The organism is Sporosarcina aquimarina (assembly GCF_023715615.1).
Classification (GTDB): Bacteria; Bacillota; Bacilli; order Bacillales_A; family Planococcaceae; genus Sporosarcina; species Sporosarcina aquimarina_A.
The window spans coordinates 287,373-310,699 of record NZ_JAMBOM010000002.1 but is presented as its reverse complement, the minus strand read 5'-3'; the positions used below and the strand labels follow the sequence as shown (position 1 = coordinate 310,699).

The 23,327-nt window shown below is 41.9% G+C and carries 24 protein-coding genes and 1 other annotated feature; of the genes, 19 read left to right on the top strand and 5 right to left on the bottom strand.

Annotated elements, in window-relative coordinates; genetic code table 11:
- The first annotated feature begins 204 nt into the window (after positions 1–204).
- The 5 genes from M3197_RS08510 (at position 205) to M3197_RS08490 (ending at position 3,478) form a co-directional block, all read left to right on the top strand.
- On the top strand, positions 205–774 hold the full coding sequence (locus tag M3197_RS08510) for a nucleotidyltransferase domain-containing protein (RefSeq protein ID WP_251660668.1): 570 nt from the start codon (positions 205–207) through the stop codon (positions 772–774).
- Between the two features lie 156 nt (positions 775–930).
- Positions 931–1,527, top strand: a complete 597-nt coding sequence (locus M3197_RS08505) for a hypothetical protein (RefSeq protein WP_251660666.1) — start codon at positions 931–933, stop codon at positions 1,525–1,527.
- Between the two features lie 284 nt (positions 1,528–1,811).
- Positions 1,812–2,087, top strand: a complete 276-nt coding sequence (locus M3197_RS08500; RefSeq protein WP_349774109.1) for a DUF4190 domain-containing protein — start codon at positions 1,812–1,814, stop codon at positions 2,085–2,087.
- Positions 2,088–2,772: 685 nt separating this feature from the next.
- Positions 2,773–2,931 carry a hypothetical protein gene (locus M3197_RS08495; protein ID WP_251660664.1) on the top strand — a complete coding sequence of 53 codons (159 nt, stop codon included), beginning with the start codon at positions 2,773–2,775 and terminating at the stop codon, positions 2,929–2,931.
- Between the two features lie 181 nt (positions 2,932–3,112).
- Positions 3,113–3,478: a hypothetical protein gene (locus M3197_RS08490; protein WP_251660662.1), complete on the top strand. Its 366-nt coding sequence runs from the start codon at positions 3,113–3,115 to the stop codon at positions 3,476–3,478.
- Positions 3,479–3,631: 153 nt separating this feature from the next.
- On the opposite strand, the gene mnmM is transcribed toward M3197_RS08490, so the two are convergent.
- Positions 3,632–4,195 carry a tRNA 5-(aminomethyl)-2-thiouridylate-methyltransferase MnmM gene (gene mnmM, locus M3197_RS08485; protein WP_251660660.1) on the bottom strand — a complete coding sequence of 188 codons (564 nt, stop codon included), beginning with the start codon at positions 4,193–4,195 and terminating at the stop codon, positions 3,632–3,634.
- Between the two features lie 17 nt (positions 4,196–4,212).
- Positions 4,213–5,172, bottom strand: a complete 960-nt coding sequence (mnmL, locus tag M3197_RS08480; protein WP_251660658.1) for a tRNA modification radical SAM protein MnmL/YtqA — start codon at positions 5,170–5,172, stop codon at positions 4,213–4,215.
- Between the two features lie 144 nt (positions 5,173–5,316).
- Here mnmL and M3197_RS08475 point away from each other — a divergent pair, with 144 nt between their 5' ends.
- The 4 genes from M3197_RS08475 to leuS all read left to right on the top strand — a co-directional run bounded on the left by M3197_RS08475 (position 5,317) and on the right by leuS (position 10,700).
- Entirely contained in the window at positions 5,317–6,501 is a 1,185-nt protein-coding gene (locus M3197_RS08475) for an MDR family MFS transporter (protein WP_251660656.1), read from the top strand.
- A gap of 105 nt (positions 6,502–6,606) precedes the next feature.
- Complete coding sequence (locus M3197_RS08470) at positions 6,607–7,293, top strand: CoA transferase subunit A (protein ID WP_251660654.1); 687 nt, start codon at positions 6,607–6,609, stop codon at positions 7,291–7,293.
- A gap of 19 nt (positions 7,294–7,312) precedes the next feature.
- Positions 7,313–7,960, top strand: a complete 648-nt coding sequence (locus tag M3197_RS08465; protein ID WP_251660652.1) for a 3-oxoacid CoA-transferase subunit B — start codon at positions 7,313–7,315, stop codon at positions 7,958–7,960.
- 59 nt (positions 7,961–8,019) lie between these two features.
- Positions 8,020–8,235 (top strand) — a binding site (T-box leader).
- 47 nt (positions 8,236–8,282) lie between these two features.
- Complete coding sequence (gene leuS, locus M3197_RS08460; RefSeq protein ID WP_251660650.1) at positions 8,283–10,700, top strand: leucine--tRNA ligase; 2,418 nt, start codon at positions 8,283–8,285, stop codon at positions 10,698–10,700.
- A gap of 906 nt (positions 10,701–11,606) precedes the next feature.
- Here the strand turns inward: leuS and M3197_RS08455 are convergent.
- On the bottom strand, positions 11,607–12,881 hold the full coding sequence (locus M3197_RS08455) for a BaiN/RdsA family NAD(P)/FAD-dependent oxidoreductase (RefSeq protein ID WP_251660648.1): 1,275 nt from the start codon (positions 12,879–12,881) through the stop codon (positions 11,607–11,609).
- Between the two features lie 195 nt (positions 12,882–13,076).
- Between M3197_RS08455 and M3197_RS08450 the strand changes: the two genes are divergently transcribed.
- Both M3197_RS08450 and M3197_RS08445 read left to right on the top strand, forming a co-directional pair.
- Positions 13,077–14,696 carry a putative polysaccharide biosynthesis protein gene (locus tag M3197_RS08450; RefSeq protein ID WP_432813989.1) on the top strand — a complete coding sequence of 540 codons (1,620 nt, stop codon included), beginning with the start codon at positions 13,077–13,079 and terminating at the stop codon, positions 14,694–14,696.
- Complete coding sequence (locus M3197_RS08445) at positions 14,697–15,416, top strand: pseudouridine synthase (protein ID WP_251660644.1); 720 nt, start codon at positions 14,697–14,699, stop codon at positions 15,414–15,416.
- 54 nt (positions 15,417–15,470) lie between these two features.
- Here M3197_RS08445 and M3197_RS08440 read toward each other — a convergent pair whose 3' ends face one another.
- Entirely contained in the window at positions 15,471–15,692 is a 222-nt protein-coding gene (locus M3197_RS08440) for a DeoR family transcriptional regulator (protein ID WP_025786120.1), read from the bottom strand.
- 351 nt (positions 15,693–16,043) lie between these two features.
- On the opposite strand from M3197_RS08440, the gene dat reads away from it, so the two are divergent.
- Genes dat through M3197_RS08420 form a run of 4 tightly spaced genes read left to right on the top strand, consistent with a single transcriptional unit; the run spans position 16,044 to position 19,481 of the window.
- Positions 16,044–16,901: a D-amino-acid transaminase gene (dat, locus tag M3197_RS08435; RefSeq protein WP_251660641.1), complete on the top strand. Its 858-nt coding sequence runs from the start codon at positions 16,044–16,046 to the stop codon at positions 16,899–16,901.
- A gap of 26 nt (positions 16,902–16,927) precedes the next feature.
- A complete protein-coding gene (locus M3197_RS08430; RefSeq protein ID WP_251660639.1) occupies positions 16,928–17,929 on the top strand; it encodes an NERD domain-containing protein in 1,002 nt (333 codons plus the stop codon).
- Between the two features lie 32 nt (positions 17,930–17,961).
- Entirely contained in the window at positions 17,962–18,612 is a 651-nt protein-coding gene (gene trmB / locus M3197_RS08425; RefSeq protein ID WP_251660637.1) for a tRNA (guanosine(46)-N7)-methyltransferase TrmB, read from the top strand.
- A gap of 23 nt (positions 18,613–18,635) precedes the next feature.
- Positions 18,636–19,481, top strand: coding sequence for a YtnP family quorum-quenching lactonase (locus M3197_RS08420; RefSeq protein WP_251660635.1), 846 nt, complete (start codon positions 18,636–18,638; stop codon positions 19,479–19,481).
- Between the two features lie 61 nt (positions 19,482–19,542).
- Here the strand turns inward: M3197_RS08420 and M3197_RS08415 are convergent, their stop codons facing one another.
- Positions 19,543–19,857, bottom strand: a complete 315-nt coding sequence (locus M3197_RS08415; protein ID WP_251660633.1) for a PepSY domain-containing protein — start codon at positions 19,855–19,857, stop codon at positions 19,543–19,545.
- Between the two features lie 173 nt (positions 19,858–20,030).
- Here M3197_RS08415 and M3197_RS08410 point away from each other — a divergent pair, with 173 nt between their 5' ends.
- The 4 genes from M3197_RS08410 (at position 20,031) to ytpR (ending at position 23,237) form a co-directional block, all read left to right on the top strand.
- Positions 20,031–21,104, top strand: coding sequence for a M42 family metallopeptidase (locus M3197_RS08410; protein ID WP_251660630.1), 1,074 nt, complete (start codon positions 20,031–20,033; stop codon positions 21,102–21,104).
- Positions 21,105–21,220: 116 nt separating this feature from the next.
- On the top strand, positions 21,221–21,787 hold the full coding sequence (locus M3197_RS08405) for a hypothetical protein (protein WP_251660629.1): 567 nt from the start codon (positions 21,221–21,223) through the stop codon (positions 21,785–21,787).
- A gap of 29 nt (positions 21,788–21,816) precedes the next feature.
- On the top strand, positions 21,817–22,635 hold the full coding sequence (locus M3197_RS08400; protein ID WP_251660627.1) for a DUF1444 domain-containing protein: 819 nt from the start codon (positions 21,817–21,819) through the stop codon (positions 22,633–22,635).
- Positions 22,632–23,237 carry a YtpR family tRNA-binding protein gene (gene ytpR, locus M3197_RS08395; RefSeq protein ID WP_251660625.1) on the top strand — a complete coding sequence of 202 codons (606 nt, stop codon included), beginning with the start codon at positions 22,632–22,634 and terminating at the stop codon, positions 23,235–23,237. The genes M3197_RS08400 and ytpR overlap by 4 nt, the downstream gene beginning before the upstream one ends.
- Positions 23,238–23,327: the final 90 nt, after the last annotated feature.

The following is a 23,327-nucleotide window of genomic DNA, read 5'->3' as shown; positions in this document are numbered from 1 at the left end:
CAGTTGTTCAAATTTCGGAAAATAGAATAGCAATTGTTGATAATAACATAAACTTAGGAATGCATGGAGAAGTATTTTTACTCGAATTTGATGAAACGAATAAAAGTTTTAAAGTGCTTGGTCGATACAATTACATCAATGAATTATTCAATGATTAAAAATGAAATTAGTTGAAAAAGTAGCTGTCCTTTTTGGGGGATTTATATGTCAATTGAGCAATGTCAAAGTGTTAATTTGTTAATGGCTGAATTTGCTAGAACTTGGTTTTTTGCTGGTGGATGGGCAATTGACCTTTTTGTTGGTAAAGAAACAAGGGAACATCAAGATTTAGAGATTGCCGTATTCCGAAAGGATCAAATTTATTTAAAGGATTATCTCGAAGGATGGGAGTTCAAAAAGGTTATTAAAGGTGAGCTTCATTCCTGGAAAAATGAGTTTTTAGAATTACCGATTCACGAAATACACGCTTCAAATATTTTGACTGAAGACACCATAGAGATTCTTCTAAATGAAACGAAAGACGGTGATTGGAAATTCCGTAGGGATACTAGAATTTCCTGTCCAATCAATTCCGTTTGGAGTGTAACAAAAAGAGGCATTCCATACTTAAATCCGGAAATTGTACTTTTATATAAAGCGAAAAACACAAGAGAAAAAGATCATCAAGACTTTGTTACCGTAAAGGATTATCTCGAAGATGATCAGAAAAAATGGCTTCGAGATGCATTAGAATTACATGAACCAGAACATTACTGGCTTCAGTTTTTAATCTGATTATTTATTGTCCCTAAAGGGGGCTATTCATGCATATGGGCTACACAACAATATGGCCATATTGTTTTAAAAAAATGCTTGAAAAGATTAGCGTTTTCTGTTGAGGTTATAATACTTGAAATATTAGTTCGGATATAAGATTGAGGAGGAGAAAAAATGAAGCAATCGCCGTTTGAACGTCCAACGAACCACTATGATGAACAGCTATACCTTATAGATGAACAAATTTGTGCTTTATTAAAACAACGTAAGGATCACTCGAAAGATAATCTCGGTTTTCCATCTGAAGATGCTATCTCTCAGTGGGCTACAAAGTATGGTTTATATGAAGATTATTTAAGTTCTTTTTTCGGGACGCTAAGAATGGAAGAATTTTTTAGACCTCGTGTTGAACCGACTGGATTTAGAAAGCATATTCCTGTTTTAAAATCAGTTGAAATAGATGAACGTTTATATTCGATCACGTTTATACGACAGTATGAAAATGCTAGCGTTATAAATCTTAATGTCGATTGGGATGGTATAAATGATTCACCGCACATGCATGAGCAGGGAGATTTTGAATTATATTTTGGAGAACAGTACGATTGTCGGCAAAATGGTGGAAGCGGCTCCACAGGCTATTTTAAATACGACTACATTGTCTCTCCACCCTTACCTGACGATTTTTCAGGATTGGAGTTAGTTGTAAAAGAATATAGTGATCATTTTATGGAGAAGCCAACTGGTATAGAGTTTGTTATTCATTTATAAAAAGTTTACATTTCGATGGCGAATACTTTATAAGTAATCCCTCTATATCCCAAACGGGCGCTATTCTTGCATACCACGCGAAGTTGATTGGAGTGCAAGACGGCGACTCCGGGAGGATCAGCGTGTGCCTTGAGACCCTGCACAGAGCACAGCGAAGGAAGCGGGTCAAGTCACACCCTCCGGAACGCGTCCGTCTGGAACGGAAATCAACGGCGTTACACAGTGCCAGGTACACAACAGTTCCATAATAGAGACGTTTTTAGAAGTAAGGAGGGGGAAAATGAATGGAAAAAATGCTTGAAAAAAATGAGACTAATACAAAATCTGTTATTTCACTAACACTAGGCATACTTACAATCTTTTTACCCATGATTGGTTTAGTTCTTGGTATTCTCGGAGTTGTTTTCTCAAGAATTGCAACAAAGGAAATTGTAAAAACAAACGAGAGTGGTAAAGGTTTAGCGACTTCAGGTTTAATATGCAGCGTAGTGGGGATTGTCATTCAATTATTCATTGTGTTGAGTTTTATTGCTTACAATTCTTTAACTATTGTTGGTTAATGAAACAACCGAAAGACAAGATTTAATTGATGTGGAGTTATGCCGAAGTTATATGGAAAAAATTCATTTTAATTAACGGGGCCATTCTGATAAAACTGGTTATTCTGAGATGAAGTCAATCTTATTAAATGTGCTGTTTTCAATCAACAAAAATGGTAAGATTTAATTAGTAGCTTTGGACGCTTATGCACTTTCTTGAGATTTAAGACACAATAGGAATGCTGTGTCCTGCGGTAAAGTCTGCATGCGCCACATTCTATCGGTCCTTGTTTCTATAGTGACATATGATGAAATGAACCAGGTATTCCAATTTGGATAGTTCCTCACAGCGATGGCAGCAGCCGTTGCTCTTAGGATTGCTCGTTTTATCAACAGAACAAAGTAACCACTCCACTTCTGCTAGGAAGCGGGGTGGTTACTTAGTCGTAACACCGTATGACTTTTACTGTATGACCGCACTTCATGCGGATGTCAGCTACATGGATCGGATGTGTGAGACCAGGTGTTTTTAGGATATAAGCAGTTTTCCATAATTATATTGAAAATGCATATGTTTGGAAAACAGGTTAACAATGAAGATAAGCTACTATTTTTTTAAGAAAGGTGTTTCTAATAAAGCCCATTACTTACTATCGCAATCGAGCCTAATAGATACTTTCGAATGATAAGAAAAGGAGGCGATATCATGGGGAAATATCAGTTGGATTACAAAAGGATGAAGGCAGTGTCAAAGTATCATGAAAAACTCAAGCCTACCCAATTTGATAAAAAACAGCAACTTGAAAAAATTCGTACAGCGTATTTGGAAAAGAAGCAAAAACAAGCAGATACATCGACTGAATGAAAATAAAATATGTGAACATCCTGTTTTAAGATATTTTTAACTTTATGTTATTTATCAGTAAGGGGAGACAAAAAAGAAAAAATGAAAGCCCTGACCTACAAACTCTGAGGCTATTCTTTAATTTGCCCTGGCGACCGTATTGAACATAAGAGTCACTGTTAGAAAACAGAGGTGATCGCTCATGGGAATTATTTTGTTTGTTGTATCTTACATTTTGTTGAATATGATCTGTTCAGCGCTATATGTTGGATTCTTACTTTTATTGTTTAAAGTCATGAAAAAGACGTTTACTATGAATGAAGAAAAATGGACTACACTTTTTAACTATAAAGAAGGTCTTGGGTTGCGTTTTATGATGATGTTCCCTTTCCTAATAACAAGCGCTGTAATGTTTCCGGTAAGTATATATTCGTTTAACTTAATCAACTTCAAGTATACGGTTTTAGGTTATTTTGCTGTCATCATGTTGCCAGCGACTATTTTGGTTTTTCATTTACCTAAGCTGAATAGCACAGAAAACAAAGGATCGGCTCAAGACTTGTATTGATTTGTAAAACTATTTTATTGGAAAAGTCGTTCCTTTTATGTATATGTGGAAAACGGCATTCGATACCCGATTATTTTTTTATAGTTAAAAACGAGATACTACTATACGAAAAAGACCATTCCCTGTTGAATGGTCTTTTTCGTATATTTCTATTTACACACTGCGGCTCGTTTTCTCAATGATTAGTAAAAACGGAGGGTGATTTTGTTGATTGACGACTTCATGCCGAACGACCTGATACTGTTTAGCGTCCAGCTGTTGAACGAATTCTACTACAGCATCTCGTTCTTCAGGTCCGCCGGGGTGACCGTCATACACCGCAATCATAATCATCCCTCCAGGTTTTAGCAACTTCATGGTTTCTTGAAGCGCTTGTAGAGTGGTGTCTGGAAGTGTAATCACGGCATGATCGTTTTGGTTTGGTAAAAACCCTAAGTTGAATACGGCAGCTGTGATTCCTTCAGGGACGTATTCATGGATAGATGAATGACTATCGAGTATTAACTCCGTGCGGCTGTATAGATCGCCAAGTCGTTCTTTTGTTGCATCGAGCGCTTGTTGTTGAATATCGAATGCGTATACTTTGCCGGTTGGACCTACGGCGTGTGCTAGAAAAACCGTATCGTTGCCATTACCCATTGTGGCATCTACCACAATGTCTCCTTCAGATATTACTTCTGTCAGCAGCTGTTTGGAGTGTGGCAAAATTCGCCGCAATCGAAAGCCACCGCCCTTCACAGGGGAGCGACCACTTTCTGATAATGCTTACCTTGCCAGCTGTTCCGACGTTCCAGTTCACGCGTGATGTCGTTTAATACATCCCATTTCGTAACACTCCACATCGGACCAATCAGTAAGTCAATGGGGCCGTCACCAGTGATGCGATGCACAATCATTTCAGGTGGTAGCATTTCAAGCTGATCCACTACCAAATTGACATATGTCTCTTGGTCAAGGAATTCGAGCATTCCTTTTTCATACTGCTTGACCATTGGTGTACCTTTTAACAAATGAAGCAAGTGAATCTTGATGCCTTGGACATCTAGTTTAGCCACTTCACTCGCTGTTTCTTTCATCATATCCAAATCTTCACCAGGCAATCCGTTAATAATGTGCGTACACACATTGATGTTATGGTTGCGCAACTTTTGGACGCCTTCTTTATAAAGTTCGAAGTCATGGGCACGATTGACAAGTTTTGCTGTTTTCTCATGGACCGTTTGCAATCCAAGCTCAACCCATAAATACGTGCGCTCATTCAGCTCTGCCAAATATTCAACAACATCGTCGGGCAGACAATCTGGACGTGTTGCGATGGACAAGGCAACTACTCCTTCTTGAGCGAGGGCAGCTTCAAATTTCTCTTTTAACTTTTGAAGAGGAGCATGTGTATTCGTGTAGGCTTGGAAATAGGCCATATACTTGCCACTCTTCCATTTCTTATGCATGCGATCACGGATTTCCGCAAATTGGACATCAATTGGATCGACGCGGTCTCCAGCAAAATCACCAGATCCAGCAGCACTGCAAAACGTGCAACCACCGAATGCGACTGTACCGTCACGGTTTGGACAGTCAAATCCAGCATCGAGAGCAACTTTAAATACTTTAAAACCGAATCGGTCTTTCAAATGACGTGACCATGTATGATAACGTGTCCCGTCAGACGGAAACGGATAGTTGTTTTCTTCCATTGTAACCACTCCTTAAAGTGATAGTGTACCATCTTTTTAAGGACAATCGTCATCTGAATAATCGAACATCATTTTTCATCTTGTCATTTAGCATAGATAGGCATAAAATCATACTGAGCTTGTAAGATGGGAGGCGAATATTCTTTGCCTAGGAAAGTATGGCTTTTAATCATTGGGATGTTTGTAAATGTAATCGGTAACTCATTTTTGTGGCCGTTAAATACAATTTATATGCACGATTATTTAGGGAAGTCTTTGTCCGTTGCGGGTTTAGTATTGATGGCGAATGCGGGAGCAGGAGTCGTCGGTAATTTACTTGGCGGTTTTTTCTTTGACAAAATTGGCGGTTATAAGTCGATTATGGCGGGGATTCTCATATCAATTGCTGCATTGATTGGATTAGTTATTAACCATTCTTGGGGACCGTATGTTGTCTTGTTAACTGTTTTAGGATTCAGTGGAGGGATCATCTTCCCGAGTTTTTACGCAATGGTCGGAACTGTTTGGCCAGAAGGTGGAAGGCGTTCCTTTAACTCGATTTACTTGGCACAAAACGTAGGGGTTGCAATTGGACCTGCGCTTGCTGGATTTGTAGCTTCTGTCAATATTGATTTTATCTTCTCTGCGAATCTAGCATTTTACGTCCTATTTTTCTTTATCGCGTTTTTCTTCTATAAACAAATGAGTATTGCTCCGGAAGTTCACACGTCAATTTTAAAAGAGAATACTGGTATCAAGAAAAAAGCGCCATTTATCGCGCTGTTGATTGTCATGATTGGGTATCTGCTAACGTGGCTTGTATATTCGCAATGGGCGACCACGATTTCTACTCATGCAACATCTGTGGGCATCACATTGACGGAATATAGTTTCATCTGGACAATTAATGGATTGCTGATTGTAGCGGGACAACCACTCATTAAACCGCTCATAACACGGTTAGAAAATAAAGTGAAAATACAAGTGTTATTTGGTTTAGGAATCATGCTCGTTTCGTTCTTCGTTGTCAGCTTTGCCAATACATTTAATGTGTTCATTATCGCAATGATTATTTTAACATTTGGTGAAATGATAGCTTGGCCAGCTTTCCCTACGCTTGCTGATCAGCTAGCTCCAAGGGGGAAAGAAGGGTTCTATCAAGGAATTGTCAATTCTTCAGCGACGATTGGTAAAATGATTGGTCCGATCGCCGGCGGTATTCTTGCAGACTTATACGGTGTGCAAATTGCGCTATGGATTTTAACAGGACTGATGAGTCTAGCGGTTCTTCCGACACTTTTATATGACGTTCCACTAAAACGCAGTGGTTATGAACCGAAAAGCCGATGACGCTTTTCGGTTTTTCTTGATGTTTAATTGCAAAATACGAAATGGTCTGATTAAATAAAGAGAGAGATTCGTAGTAAAATTGTATGTGTACAGGAGGTTAGTCTTATGAAAACAATTTACAAATCTGCAAAAGAGGCAGTGGAGCCAATTCAAGATGGGATGACACTAATGGTAGGTGGATTCGGTCTTGTAGGGATTCCGGAGCAGCTCATTTTAGCTCTAGTTGAAAAAGGTGTCAAAGACTTAACAATTATTTCAAATAACTGTGGAATCGATGATTGGGGACTGGGTCTTCTATTAAAAGAGAAGCAGATTAAGAAAATGATTGCTTCGTATGTAGGGGAGAACAAAGAATTTGAACGTCAAGCGTTGTCTGGTGAGCTGGAAGTAGAGTTGACACCACAAGGAACACTTGCTGAGAAAATCAGAGCAGGTGGTGCAGGAATTCCCGCATTTTTTACACCAGCTGGAGTGGGTACTGAAATTGCTGATGGAAAAGAAATCCGAGTATTCAACGGTAAGGAATATGTTCTTGAAGAATCGTTGACAGCTGACTTTTCACTTGTGCGTGCACTGAAAGCGGATACATTTGGAAACTTGGTTTATAACAAAACAGCGATGAATTTTAACCCGATGATGGCTGCTGCAGGGAATGTAACGATTGCAGAAGCTGAAGAAATTGTAGAGGTTGGCCAACTTGACCCTGGATTCATTCACACACCGAGCATTTACGTACAGGGGCTCCTACAAGCGGAACAAGAAAAACGTATTGAACGATTGACGACACGATAAGGGAAGGGGACGAAACATAATGACAACAGCAAATTCCAGAGAACTAATTGCACGACGAGCAGAAAAGGAAATAGCAAATGGAGACTATGTCAATCTTGGAATCGGCATGCCGACTCTCGTTGCTAATTACATATCCCCAGACAAGACGGTCGTGTTGCAGTCGGAGAATGGGTTGCTAGGGATCGGACCATTTCCAACAGAAGACGAAGTGGATCCGGATCTCATTAATGCGGGTAAAGAGACGGTGACTGCAAGTATAGGTGCAGCTTACTTTGACAGTGCGGAATCGTTTGCGATGATCCGAGGAGGACATATTGATGTTGCGATTCTTGGAGGGATGGAAGTATCTGAAAAAGGAGACCTTGCGAACTGGATGATCCCGGGAAAAGTGATTAAAGGGATGGGCGGAGCTATGGATCTTGTGCACGGTGCTAAAAAAATCATCGTGATTATGGACCACGTGTCTAAAAAAGGCGAGCCGAAAATTAAAAAACAATGTGATTTACCGCTGACTGGTAAACAAGTAGTGAATAAAATAATTACAGAGCGTGGTCTGATTGAAGTGACGCCTGACGGACTGGTTTTAAAAGAGGTGTTTGAAGGCTATACTGTCCAAGAGATCATAGATTCTACAGGAGCGGACTTGAAGATTGATGTTAACGCATGAGGTCGCCTCATGAAAAGCTTGTCATTACCCTTTCATTCCAGTAAAATGAATTTCAATAGAGTTTGACGTTGACGGAGAGTAGTAGGCAGGAATGACCTTTACAGAGAGCTGACGATGGCTGCGAGTCAGTAAGGTATCCTGGTGAACTCAACTTCCGAGTCTGCACGTGAGTGATCAATCGTGCCGTATTTTCCGCGTTAAGGAGTCAAGTTGGGCGGTGTATGCCGTCAATTTGGGTGGTACCGCGGGAACCTGTCTTCACTCTCGTCCCTTGTTTAGTGGGGACGGGAGTTTTTTTATTTTGAATAGGAGGAACTGAATTATGAGCTACAAGCACCTTGAGATTGAACAAAAATGGCGTGACTATTGGAAAGACAACCAAACGTATAAAATGACGGACGATCCGTCAAAACCCAAATTCTATGCATTGGATATGTTCCCATATCCATCAGGTGCTGGACTTCACGTCGGTCACCCACTAGGGTATATTGCGACTGATATTTTGAGTCAGTTCAAACGTAAGCAAGGCTATAATGTATTGCACCCAATGGGTTGGGATGCGTTCGGTCTTCCCGCTGAGCAATATGCATTGGATACAGGAAATGATCCAGCTGAATTTACAGCAAAAAACATTGCGACATTTAAGCGCCAAATGGATGAACTTGGATTCTCATATGACTGGGATCGTGAAGTGAATACAACAGATCCAAAGTATTACAAGTGGACGCAATGGATCTTCATTCAACTGTATAAGCGTGGACTTGCGTATATGGACGAAGTGGCAGTGAACTGGTGTCCTGCACTTGGTACAGTACTTGCGAATGAAGAAGTGATCGATGGTAAATCTGAACGTGGAGGACATCCAGTAGAACGTCGTCCAATGCGCCAATGGGTGCTTCGTATTACAGAATATGCGGATCGTTTGCTTGAAGATCTGGATGATCTCGACTGGCCGGAAAGCTTGAAAGACATGCAACGTAATTGGATTGGTCGTTCTGAAGGTGCGCAGTTGACGTTTGCTGTTGAAGGCAGCGAGCAGTCTTTTGATGTCTTCACAACACGTCCGGATACAATTTTTGGTGCAACATATGCAGTACTTGCGCCTGAGCACAAATTAGTGGATCAGATTACGACTCCAGAGCAAAAAGACGCAGTTGCTGCGTATTTGGATAAAGTGAAGTTGAAAAGTGATCTCGAGCGTACAGATCTTGCGAAAGAGAAAACAGGAGTATTCACAGGTGCGTATGCGGTGAATCCAGCTAGTGGCGAGAAAATGCCAATCTGGATCGCAGATTATGTCCTTGTTTCATACGGAACAGGTGCAATTATGGCAGTTCCAGCTCACGATGAGCGCGATTACGAGTTTGCGAAAGAATTCGGATTGACGGTTACAGAAGTGGTTGCTGGCGGAAATATCGAGAATGAAGCGTATACAGGTGAAGGCACGCATGTGAATTCAGGTTTCTTAGATGGTCTAGGGAAAGATGAAGCGATAGAAAAGGCGATTGCATGGCTTGTTGAAGAAGGAAAAGGCGAGAAGAAAATTACGTATCGTTTGCGGGATTGGTTGTTCTCCCGTCAGCGTTACTGGGGCGAGCCGATTCCAATTATCCATTGGGAAGATGGCACAATGACTGCGGTCGACGAATCAGAATTGCCACTTGAACTTCCTGTAACGGGTGATATCCGTCCAAGTGGAACGGGTGAATCTCCACTTGCTAATATTACGGAGTGGGTAGATGTGGTCGATCAGAAGACAGGCATGAAAGGTCGTCGTGAAACGAATACGATGCCACAATGGGCGGGTAGCTGCTGGTATTACTTGCGCTATATCGATCCGAAAAATGATGAGATGCTGATTGATCCTGAATTAGCGGAGCGTTGGTTGCCGGTAGATATCTATGTAGGTGGAGCAGAACACGCAGTTCTTCACTTGCTCTATGCACGTTTCTGGCACAAAGTATTGTATGACATCGGTGTTGTTAAAACGAAAGAGCCATTCCAGAAGTTGTTCAACCAAGGAATGATTCTCGGTGAAGGTAACGTGAAAATGTCGAAATCACTTGGTAACGTCATTAATCCGGATGATATTATACACTCACATGGTGCAGATACATTACGTATTTATGAAATGTTCATGGGACCATTGGAAGCTTCTAAAGAATGGTCTACTAATGGATTGGATGGTTCCCGTAAATTCCTCGACCGGATTTGGCGCTTGTTCGTCAATGAGGATGGTTCACTCGGTAGTAAAATCGGCGGAGAATCCGATGGGACACTTGACAAGGTGTACAACCAGACGGTTAAAAAGGTTACGGAAGACTTCGAAAGCATGCACAATAACACAGCCATTTCACAGCTGATGGTATTCATCAACGAATGCTATAAAGCTGATCGCGTACCAACCGAATATGCTAAAGGTTTCGTATTGCTTATGTCACCAATCACGCCACACTTGGCTGAAGAGCTTTGGGAGAAGTTGGGTCATGAAGGGACAATTACGTATGTTCCTTGGCCAACGTTTGACGCAGATAAGCTAGTAGATGATACAGTGGAAATCGCAGTTCAAATTAACGGTAAAGTTCGTGCGAAGCTGGAAGTGGATAAAGATATTACTAAGGAAGAGTTGGAAAAAGCGGCTCTTGCAAATGAAGACGTTCAAAAATGGATTGATGGCAAAGAGTTAAAGAAAGTCATTGCGATTCCAGGACGTTTGGTTAACATTGTAGCGGTTGGATAATTAATGTGGCACGGAAGAGGGGCTGATCTCTCTTCCGTGTTTTTTTGTGGGGAATTAGAAAGAGGAATGCAAGAATCCTCTCGCGACCTCTCATCTTGGCCAACCCGCCCGTTAAGCCCTGGAACCCGCTCGTTTCTACAGTGAACCCGCCCGTTCCGCCCTAGAACCCGCTCGTTTCCACGGTTAACCCGCCCGTTCCGCCGTAGAACCCGCTCGTTTCCACGGTTAACCCGCCCGTTACGCCCTGGAACCCGCTCGTTTCCACGTTGAACCCGCCAGTTCCGCCCTAGAACCCGCTCGTTTCCACGGTTAACCCGCCCGTTCCGCCCTAGAACCCGCTCGTTTCCACGGTTAACCCGCCCGTTCCGCCCTGGAACCCGCTCGTTTCCACGGTTAACCCGCTCGTTTCGCCCTAGAACCCGCCCGTTCCCACGGTTAACCCGCCCGTTCCGCCGTAGAACCCGCTCGTTTCCGCGGTTAACCCGACCACCGTTCCGCCTAGAACCCGCTCGTTTCCACGGTTAACGCGCCCGTTCCGCCCTGGAACCCGCTCGTTCCGCCCTGGAACCCGCTCGTTTCCACGGTTAACCCGACCGTTTTGCCCAGGAACCCGCTCGTTTCCACGGTTATCTCGCCCGTTAAGCCCTAGAACCCGCTCGTTTCCACGTTGAACCCGCCCGTTCCGCCCTGGAACCCGCTCGTTTCCACGGTTAACCCGCCCGTTCCGCCCTAGAACCCGCTCGTTTCCACGGTTAACCCGCCCGTTACGCCCTGGAACCCGCTCGTTTCCACGGTTAACTCGACCGTTCCGCCCTAGAACCCGCTCGTTTCCATGACGCCCCCTATGGATTCCTCAATCAAAAAAAGCCAAAACGTTCCGCAAATCGAAACGTCTTGGCCAATCAGTTATCCATTCACTTTTTCAGTAGCATGTAAGCTCGCATTCATGCCAGCGAGTCTTCCTGTAACCAGTGCAGATGTGATATTATAACCACCTGTATAGCCGTGGATGTCAAGAATCTCTCCACAGAAATACAAGCCATATTTTTTGCGTGACGCCATCGTTTTAGGCTCGATTTCTTTCACGGACACACCGCCACCTGTAACAAATGCTTTTTCAATCGGTTGGGTGCCGTTTACTTTCATCTGAAAAGCCTTCAGCAGATTTGCGAGTTTTCGAATCTTTTCCGAGGAGAATGTATTCGCAGGTTCGTTCGCATCCATGTCGACTTGTTCAAACAAGAACAATAACCACCGCTCAGGTGCGATTCCTTTCAATGCATTCTTCAATGCTTTTTTCGGATCTTCTTTCAACATCGCTGTTAGCTTCTGGAATACTTGTTCCTCATTATCATCCGGCAAGACATCAATTTTGATAACAACAGGCTGATCTCCGTTCTTCATGCGCTCTTTTACGACGTATTGACTGCATCGTAAAATAGCTGGGCCACTAAGTCCGAAATGAGTGAATAGCATGTCCATTTGGTGTGTCACGAGAGTTTTGCCTTTCGCGTTCAAGACAGATACGGCTGCATCGCGAAGCGCAAGTCCTTGAAGTTCTTTTGCCACAATGAATTTTTCATTGGATAATAAGGGAACCTCAGTTGGGTATAATGTCGTCACGGTATGTCCTGCCTGTTCAGCCCAAGGATAACCGTCTCCAGTACTACCTGTGTGAGGGACGGCTTTTCCACCAACTGCGACCACGACGGATTTCGCGCGGATTTCTTCGCCGTCCAATAACCGGACTCCAAGAATTTCGTTTTCATTCATGAGCAACTTTTTCACTTTCGTTTCCGTCCTGATTTCAACGCCTAATCTTGCCATTTCGCTAAGCAACGCATTGACCACGTCTTTTGCTTTGTTGGAAACTGGAAACATGCGCCCATGATCTTCTTCTTTTAATGCCACACCAAGCCCTTCGAAAAATGCAATAATGTCTTCGTTATTAAATACCGAAAACGGTCCATATAAAAAACGTCCGTTGCCGGGGATATGTTTTACAATTTCTTCAACGGATAGACGGTTTGTTACGTTACAACGACCGCCACCTGAAATGGCTAGCTTATTGCCTAGTTTTTTTCCTTTATCGAGCAAGAGTACGCGGTTCCCGGATTCTGCAGCAGCAATTGAAGCCATCAATCCTGAAGGACCACCACCAATAATAATTACGTCAACCATATAAATCACACTTTCAGTTTTTCTACAGTATACAACACTAATGGGGATAAAACATTGTGAAATATGTTCCTGCGGAGTAAACTGTAAAGTAGTTTGATTGAACTCAGTGAAAACCTATAGCGCGTGTTGCGGATTTTGAAAAATCTGTACTTCATGTCGCTTAGGTGTAATTGAAAGATGGGAAGGAATAAATTAATGGCATCTAATCTTGTTAAAGGCACTGCGATTTTAACGATCGGCCTTTTTTTATCGAAAGCACTCGGGCTGTTGTATGTAATTCCTTTTTACAGCATTGTCGGAGAGAAAAATGTGGGTCTTTATCAATACGCATATATTCCCTATAATATTGCACTCTCTATTGCAATCTCTGGAGCACCGCTTGCAGTTTCTAAATTTGTTTCTAAGTACAATGCAATAGGGGACTATGCAACCGGACGGAAATTAATGAAGTCGAGTATTGGCATTATGGCATTGACGGGAGTTCTGGCCTTTTTAACTCTCTACTTTATGGCGGAACCGATTGCTCATATGGTTATTAAAGACGACGAGCAACAGTTCACGGTTCAAGATATTGCATCTGTCATACGTTGGGTCAGCTATGCGTTATTGGCTGTTCCGATAATGAGTGTAATACGTGGATTTTTACAGGGGTATCAGAAGTTCGAACCAACGTCGGTATCGCAACTAGTAGAGCAGATTGTCCGAATTGCAGTAGTCTTAATTGGGGCATATCTCGTAGTAGACGTGCTTGGTGGTTCACCTAAAACAGCTGTGAAATTTGCCGTGTTCGCTGCATTCATTGGCGCACTTGCAAGTTTGGCTACTTTACTGCTTTATTGGAAGAAGTATAAACCTGAATTGAATGGGTTACTTCAGAATAGTCCTCCAGCTGGAGAAATTCCTGTTTCAACCATCTACAAAGAAGTCATTACGTATATTTTGCCATTTGTATTAGTCGGCGTTATCAACCCTCTGTACCAATTTGTAGACATGATTACATTTAATGGAACAATGTCTTCTATCGGGTTAGCTAAAGTTACGGATATGTATTTAACGATGCTCAATTTCCTAACTCACAAAATTGTTATGATTCCTGTAATGGTGGCAACTGGATTTTCAATGGCGCTGATTCCAGTGATGACTACCTATTATGCAAAGGGTGACCAAAAAGGAATCACACGGTCACTTGATCAAACCTACCAGATCATGCTTTTCATGACGATTCCTATGGTAGTGGGGATAATGGCACTATCTAGTGAAACGTATCAGGTATTGTATCAACAAAATGCAATTGGTTCTGGTGTGTTAAGAAGTTACGCACCTGCCGCAATTCTTTTTGGACTTTATACAGTAACGGCTGCCATTTTGCAGGGAATTGATAAGCACAAATGGATTGTCTTTACATCGCTTCTAGGATTGCTGTTTAAACTCATCTTGAATATCCCACTTATCAAACTGTTTGAAGTGAATGGTGCCATTGCAGCCACGATTATTGGGTATGCAATCGCTGTCGGTGTAAATATTTTTGTGATCAAGAAAGAATTGAATTACCAATCAAAATTGGTCGTTCGTCGTACAATCCTGATTCTGTTCTTTAATGCAATCATGCTGGCTGCTGTATTACTGACACGATTCGGTTTATATGCAATTCATGTGCCAACGGGGAAACTTCAAGCATTGCTATATCTGATGATTTGTAGTGGTGTTGGGGTAATCGTTTACGCATTCTTGTCATTCAAAAGCGGACTTGCACAAAAGTTACTTGGAGATCGAATTACAAGAATCACAAAGAAATTTGGCTTGGGGAGATCATAAGTGAGACTCGATAAATTGCTTGGAAATAATGGATTTGGAACACGGAAAGATGTGAAACAACTTGTTCGCAAGGGAACAGTGCGTGTGAATGGGGTAACTGAAAAAGATCCTGGCGCCCATGTGGATCCTGAAAAGGATTCAGTGGATGTGTTAGGTGAGCCCGTCATTCATCAGGAATTCATCTATATCATGATGAACAAACCACCTGGGGTCATTTCAGCAACTGAGGACAAATGGGATCAGACTGTAATTGACTTACTTTCTGAAAACGAACAACGATTTGAGCCGTTTCCTGTTGGACGTCTTGATAAGGATACAGAAGGACTACTGCTCATCACAAATGATGGTAAACTTACGCACGAGCTGTTGTCACCGAAAAAGGATATTCCGAAAACGTACTATGCGAAGATTGATGGAAGAGTAACGGAAGAGGATGTAATTGCTTTTTCAAACGGTGTCACACTGGAAGATGGTTTCCATACGAAACCGGGAATTCTGAACATTATTCTTTCAGATTGCATGTCGGAAATTGAACTAACCATTACGGAAGGTAAATTTCATCAAGTGAAACGGATGTTCGAATCAGTTGATAAAAAAGTGGTCTATCTGAAACGGCTGTCAATGGGGAATTTGTTTCTAGATGAGTCACTTCCCTTAGGTCATTATCGTGAGCTGACACAACAGGAACTGAACGAAGTAGATCCACGAAAAAAAGGCTGAATTGCTTGGAGCAATTCAGCCCTTTTTTTGAGGCTGGGCGGCCATAGGTAAGCGTTAAGAAGGCAATTTCACTTTTCTTGCTGTCGTTGTCCATTGGCCACGAACCGGACTCGTAATGAGGTCATTGTACTCCAGGACATTTAAATCCCGTTGTGCGGTACGCGCCGTGATGCTAAATTCTTGGACTACATTCTCTGTGGTGACAGTACCATTACCATAGATGTACAAATAGACATCTTTAATACGGGTCAGCATTCGATCTGTAGCAGGATTCAACTTTGAACCACTCCTTCATCATCAATTTCCAATCGACTTGGTTTGAGACGTGGAAATGTTACGTTAGCTCTTCGAAATCGCCTTTGCTCCGCACATCCTCTCCAGCAAAATTTAGTCAGACTGTTTGTTCTGACAATACTAGTATAACGTATATTGTCGAAAAAGTATGCTAAAATCGCTTGTGATTTTAGCGTTCCAACAGCAAGTGGAAAGTTCTTTATTTTCTTTTAAGAACATGGGAAAATGGAGAGAACTGTTTTGACAGCAAACAAACGCTCGCCAAATTAACTGAACTCACATAGACTGTATGTAAACAGCCACAATTCAATTGTAACTGAGAGGAGCATAATGATGACAATTTACTTTAATAACGGGGTATACGCAGATAAAGAAACGATGAAGGTATCAATTGATGATAGAGGTTACTATTTCGGTGACGGTGTGTATGAAGTTATAAAAGTATATGAAGGAAAGCTTTACACCGCACAGGAACACTTTACTCGTTTTTTGCAAAGTGCAAAAAAAATCCGTTTAGACCTACCTTATACAATCGATGAGTTTACGGAAATTGCAAAAAAATTAGCTACTGATAATGGTATAGTAGAAGGACATGTCTATATTCAAGCAACACGTGGTGCAGCTCCCCGGATGCATAACTTCCCTGGTGAAGATGTCAAACCTATGATTACAGCGTACGCTATCCATAATCCACGCCCGCTTTCTAAGATTAAAGAAGGGGTAGCCGTAAAAACAACAGATGATATCCGGTGGTTACGCTGTGACATTAAGAGCTTGAATTTATTAGGAAATGTGTTGGCAAAACAAGAAGCTTACGAAGCCGGATGCGCAGAAGCAGTATTTGTGCGAGATGGAATCGTTACGGAAGGTTCTTCTTCAAATATGTTCGGTGTGAAAGACGGGATTCTTTACACACACCCTGCAACTAACTTGATCCTAAATGGGATAACACGTAGAGTCATACTGAAGTTGTGTGCGCAGCATAGTATCGGAGTCATGGAAGAGCCTTTCACATTAGAGCAATTCAAAGAAATGGATGAACTTTTCCTAACTTCTACAACATCAGAAATCACACCGATTGTCTCCATTGATGGAAATTCTGTCGGAGAAGGTGTCCCAGGAAGAGTAACAGAACGTTTACAACAAGTGTTTGAGGAAACAATCCACGAACTAAAAATGGAAATTAACTGATGTAGAAAGCGCAGGTGAGTCGAAAGATGGCCCAGCTTGTCAAAATGCTCGATTACGTATCGCGTTATGAACACGATTTGTCACGTTATACGAACCAGTTCATCCGCTTAAAAAGATCTCAATGGGAACGGATGAAACGGCAATGGGACAATGGAGTTGATTTAGCCAGTTGGCAAATTGCTGCGGGTGAGGAAACAATAGAAAAGAAACCTGAAAATGAGATGGGTTCGCAGGAGGAAGTAGGTAAAAAACGTTTTGCCTCGTTATCTCGCTTCCTTCCTTTTCGAAAAGATGAACAAATGGATTCTATTGATACAGAGCCTGCGATAGAAGTGGATGAGTTACAGTTCACCCCAAATATTATCCAAGACCCACGATCTCTCCAACAGTTACGTAAGTTGTATATCGACCAGCTTTTTCACTTTCAGTTAAAATGGGCGAGTTCCACGCTGACAGAACGATCTCGGATTGATGGTAAATTTATGAGGGACAATCTACTTCATGACTTTTTAGAGAGCCTGCCTGATAGCTATTTACTGTTTTATTATCCTGTTTTGAAAATAAAAAAAGCACCTGTTGAATTGGAAGTCGTCCTCATGACACCCGTTGAATGTATTTGTATGACAATTCTACAAGCAGAGGAAGGGTCCGTTTTAGTAGGGAGTGGAGAACGATTTTGGACCAAAAAGCTGGGGGAAAAAGAATCCAAATTACTCAATCCAACAATTGGCTTAAACCGGATGGGGAAAATAGTTTCCAGTCTATTTACGTCTGCAGAAGTGGATTTTCCAATACGTAAAATCTTACTCTCCAAAGAGAGTTACATTGACTTTCCCGGAGTTGCGCATGACATACAAATCATAGACCGAAGAGATTATCCAAAATGGTTAGAAAAAGAGAAGAAATCTAGTATTCCGATGAAATCGATGCAGTTTAGGGCTGCGCAGGTCCTGCTCGACCTTTGTCAAACTACGGCAGCAAGCCGATTGTTTGAGACAGAAGAGCAATTAGAAACCGAACAGGAATAAAAAAGAATAATTTAGAAGAGAGTTGTTGAACGATGAGATTACGTCATAAACCTTGGGCGAAAGATTATTTAGATGAGCATGCGGGAATTGTTATAAAGGAACCAGAAACGAAAAGTGGGAAGTGGTCCACTATTTTCGGAAATGATAACCCTGTCCATGTAGAAGTAGGTACTGGGAAAGGTCAGTTTGTTGTGGGCATGGCCCTAGCCAATCCGGAAATTAACTATATTGGAATCGAACATTTTGATAGCATTATTGTATCTGCAGTTGAAAAAGTGGTAGATTCAGGAGTTCCAGCAAATCTGAGATTGCTTCGCGCCAATGGGAAAGAGCTTACCGATATTTTTGAAAAAGGAGAAGTCTCCCGAGTGTATTTGAACTTCTCTGATCCATGGCCGAAAACGAAACATGCTAAGCGACGTCTTACTCATGGCACGTTTCTAAGTTTATATCAATCGGTCTTGCCGAATGATGGAGAAATCCATTTCAAAACCGACAACCGCGGATTATTCGAGTACTCACTCGTCGCGATGTCTGAATACGGAATGCGTTTGTTGGATGTATCACTGGACCTTCATGCTGAAATGCCTGAAGATAATGTCATGACAGAGTATGAAGAGAAGTTTTCAGCTAAAGGACAACCAATCTATCGGTTAGAAGCAAGGTTCATGAGCAAAGCATAATTCAACCAAAAGGGGATGTTTGAATGGATACATACAACTTTCACGAGATGAAACTTACTTGGCTGGACGGCGGTGTCAACTATCTAGATGGGGGAACGATGTTTGGCGTTGTACCGAAAGCAATGTGGGCTAAAAAGTATGCACCTGATGAGAACAACTTGATTGAATTGCGAACGGATCCTATCTTACTTCAGTTTCAGGGGAAGAATATGCTGATCGATTCTGGCATTGGCAAAGGGAAGTTGGATGAAAAGAAAAAACGTAACTTGGGAATCCGTGCGGAAACGCGAGTTGCAGAGAGTCTTTCAGAGCTTAACTTAACTGTCGAAGACGTCGACATGGTACTCATGACGCATTTGCATAACGATCATGCGGCTGGCCTAACAGAATGGCAAGGAGACAATCTTGTTTCTGTTTTTCCGAATGCTGATATCTATGTTTCCCAAATTGAATGGGATGAAATGCGTAATCCGAACATCCGCTCAAGAAATACGTATTTCAAAGAAAATTGGGAGCCGATACAAGACCAAGTGAAGCCATTTGATAAAGAGTTTTCACCTCTGCAAGGAGTCACGATGGTTCATACAGGTGGGCACAGCGATGGGCACAGCATTATCCGTCTTGAGCAAAACGGAGAGACAATGATCCATATGGCGGACATCATGCCAACGCATGCACACAGCAACCCCCTATGGGTACTAGCTTTTGATGACTACCCTATGGACTCCATCTTCGCAAAAGAAAAGCTCATGAAAGAAGCACGACAAGAAGGCCATCGTTTCTTCTTCTACCATGACGCCGTTTACCGTATCGTCCGTTTCGACGAGACGGGTAAAAACGTCATTGAATCAGTTGAAAGAACTCGTTAATTGGAAATAAAAAGCAGAAGCCAATGAGGCTTCTGCTTTTGTCTTTTAGAGAAATAAATGATTAATTTTTAACGAGCTCGACAACAGTACCTGTTTTAGCGTCTGCTGCAAATTCATATTGTTCCAAGATGCCATTTTTAATGCGGGAAACTCCGCCCCTGTAAACGTTCATGGAAATTACGTTATTCGTGAACGGTTCAGTTTTCATCACAATCCATGAACCATCAATGGGACCTTCTTTTTTAAATGCATCTTTTACAGTCTTTAGTACTTGCTCTGCGGGAACAGCAGAGTTTGCGCGGTCTACGGCTTCTTTGACGACTAATCCTGCAGCTGCACCGGCCAGAACGCCGGCTGCAAATTCTTTGAATTTCATACGGACAGCACCCCTTACTAGTCATTTTAATAAGTGTATCATACCATTATCAATTTGAATAAGCGAGACTACTCATTCTATTCTTTCGGGTAGCGAACTATACAATTGGTAATTTCGACTGAATTGTTCTACAATACGTAGAGTACATAATTTAAAGTGGAGGTAATCCTTTTATGAATAACGAAACTCTTGCTATGTTTAAAACGCTAACAGAATTACCAGGTGCACCCGGAAATGAGCATGCCGTACGAAACTATTTACGGGGCGAACTTGAAAAGTATTCAGATGAAATGATTCAAGATAACTTGGGAGGCATCTTTGGGGTTCGTAAAGGACCTGAGAATAGCCCTAAAATAATGGTAGCAGGACATATGGATGAAGTTGGCTTCATGATTTCAGGAATTACGGAAAATGGAATGCTCCGTTTCCAAACACTTGGCGGCTGGTGGAACCAAGTAATGCTCGCACAGCGTGTAGAAATTATTACAGACAAAGGTGTAATTCCAGGCGTTATCGGATCCATACCTCCACATCTTTTGACAGACGAACAACGTGCAAAACCAATGGACGTGAAAAATATGCTCATTGACATCGGTGCGGACGATTTGGAAGATGCTAAGCGTATCGGAATTCGTCCTGGTCAACAGGCATTGCCAGTTTGCCCTTTCACTCCTATGGCAAACGAAAAAAAGATTATGGCGAAAGCATGGGATAACCGATATGGTTGTGGCCTTGCACTAGAGTTATTAAAAGAAGTAAAAGACGTAGACCTTCCAAACCAGCTTTTCTCAGGAGCGACTGTAATGGAAGAAGTCGGGCTTCGCGGTGCTCAAACTGCTGCAAATATGATTAACCCTGATCTGTTTTTCGGACTTGACGCAAGTCCTGCAAATGATATGTCTGGCAGCAAGACAGAATTCGGTCAGCTAGGGAAAGGAACACTACTTCGTATTTTGGATAGAACGATGATCACTCACCGTGGGCTTCGTGAATTCATCCTTGATACAGCGGAAACGCATAATATCCCTTATCAGTATTTTGTTTCCCAAGGTGGAACGGACGCGGGTAAAGTCCATATTGCAAATGATGGTGTCCCGAGTGCTATAATAGGAATCTGTTCCCGTTACATTCACACATCCTCATCAATTATTCATACGGATGACTATGCGGCTGCAAAGGAACTTCTTGTGAAATTAGTGACGACATGTGACAAAACAACTCTTGAAACAATTAAGCAAAACGTTTAAGTTCAATATCCGTTGACATACAAGCAGTCGATCACAGATCTCAATCTGAGTCGGCTGTTTTTTTATCTGTAAAGCTGTGATCTGATGTACTGCGGTTCTGATGGTTGCACGGATAAGTGCTGACAGCTAAACTAAATATATTGTACGGAAACGGAGGCGAAGGCGTGATCAGGAAATACACCTACTTCTTAACAGTGGCACTGTTAGTGATTGTCCTAACAGGATGTGGTCGATCTGTTGAAGAACGAACAGATGATGCAATGCAATCTGCACGAGATGCTTTTGAAATGAACCGTAAACAACCTACGGAAGCTATAGATGGAGTCGAATTTTATAATCCTGTTGGTTGGACAGCTGATGTGATGAAAGCCGAGCGCACCTTTGTCATTTCAAAAGGCAATCAAACTTATACAGCGCAGTTTGATCCAAATGCAAAACAAGATTCCCGGATGTATTATGAGTTAGTAATGACAGATTCAAGTAAAAAATACATCAAGCAGCAAACTTTTTCAGATGCTGGGGTCTTCGGGTTTGCAGCAATTAGTGCTCATGGAGATTCTTCTGTTGAAGTCGTGACTGGGTCTGGTCCCGTTCAAGTGACTGCTATTGTGCGGAATGAAGATCTTATTGCAGCAATGGAGCGCATGATGGAAATTGCTCGTTCTGTACAAATAGCTACGTAAAACAGTAAAATTTAGGAGAGGTGAAACCGTTGAAATCAGAACAACTAGTGGACGAACTGAAAAAACGCCTTTCTTCTCAAAACTTTGAATGGAAGTTTGATAAAAAAGCGGACCGGGTTCGTCTCGATCATACAGGGCTACATAGGGGGATGGAGATTTCCCTACCTGAAATACTTGCAAAATATGAACTAAGAGCAAATGCGGCGATTGAAGAAGTCGTCTACACCATTCAAGAGACATTTCATGCGATGGAGGCTGAACAGCAGCAAGGATTCAATGAGAATGCCATCATTCTTCCAGTGATTCGTTCTACGTCATTCCCGAAAGAATCGAAAGCGGGTAGTCCATTCCTTGTGAAACCTCATACTGCAGAAACAGCAATCTACTATGCGTTGGACCAAGGCAAAACTTACCGTTTGATTGACGAAAGCATGCTGTCTTCTCTTGGCAAGACCGAGAAAGAAATTACAGAAGCTGCATTATTTAATGCCCGAAAACTGCCTACAGATGTTAAAGTAGATGAAGTAGCGGGAAATAAGTATTATTTCCTCAACATAAATGATGGATATGATGCAAGCCGTATTTTAAATGCTGTATTTTTGAAGGAGATGGCTTCCCGCATTGACGGTCATATGACGGTCTCTGTGCCTCACCAAGATGTATTGATCATCGGAGATATCCAAAACGACACAGGATATGATGTTCTGGCTCAAATGACTATGCACTTCTTCACTGTGGGGACAGTACCAATTACGTCTTTGTCGTTCCTCTATAACGATGGGGAATTGGAACCTATTTTTATCATGGCTAAAAATCGTGTTGCAGAAAAGGGAGAGAACAAGAAATGAACGTTTTTATTAACCAACATGGCGTCGGTGATGTATTGATGGTACAACTAACAACTGAGCGTCCTGAGCAAACAACAATTGAATCAAATGGTGATATTACACTTATTAAATCATTGAAAGACGGCAGTCCAGTAGCATTCAACGTATTTCACGCAACTCAATACGTCGGTGAGCATGCAGATGGTTCTATTGAATTGACACCGGAACTCGTTGCGAAGATTCAAGAAGCACTTGATAAGAACAGTGTCTCACTTGAGCTGAAAGTAGATTTCAGTCCGAAATTCGTTGTAGGGCATGTTGTTTCAAAAGAGAAGCACCCCAATGCGGACAAGCTCAATATCTGTACGGTGAACGTTGGAGACGAAACGTTACAGATCGTTTGTGGAGCACCGAATGTCGAAAGTGACCAAAAAGTAGTAGTTGCAAAAGTAGGCGCTGTGATGCCGTCTGGTATGATCATTCGCGATGCAGAACTACGTGGAGTTCCGTCTTCAGGAATGATTTGTTCTGCAAAAGAATTAGCGTTACCGAATGCGCCATCTGAAAAAGGTATTCTTGTTTTAGCTGCAGATGCAGAAGTTGGAAGTGCGTTTACAAACTGAAAATAGAAGTATGGACAGAGGACCTAGTTGAGTTCTCTGTTTTTTTGATGAAAAATACATGAATCTGTGTGTTATTTTTATTAAAAAAAT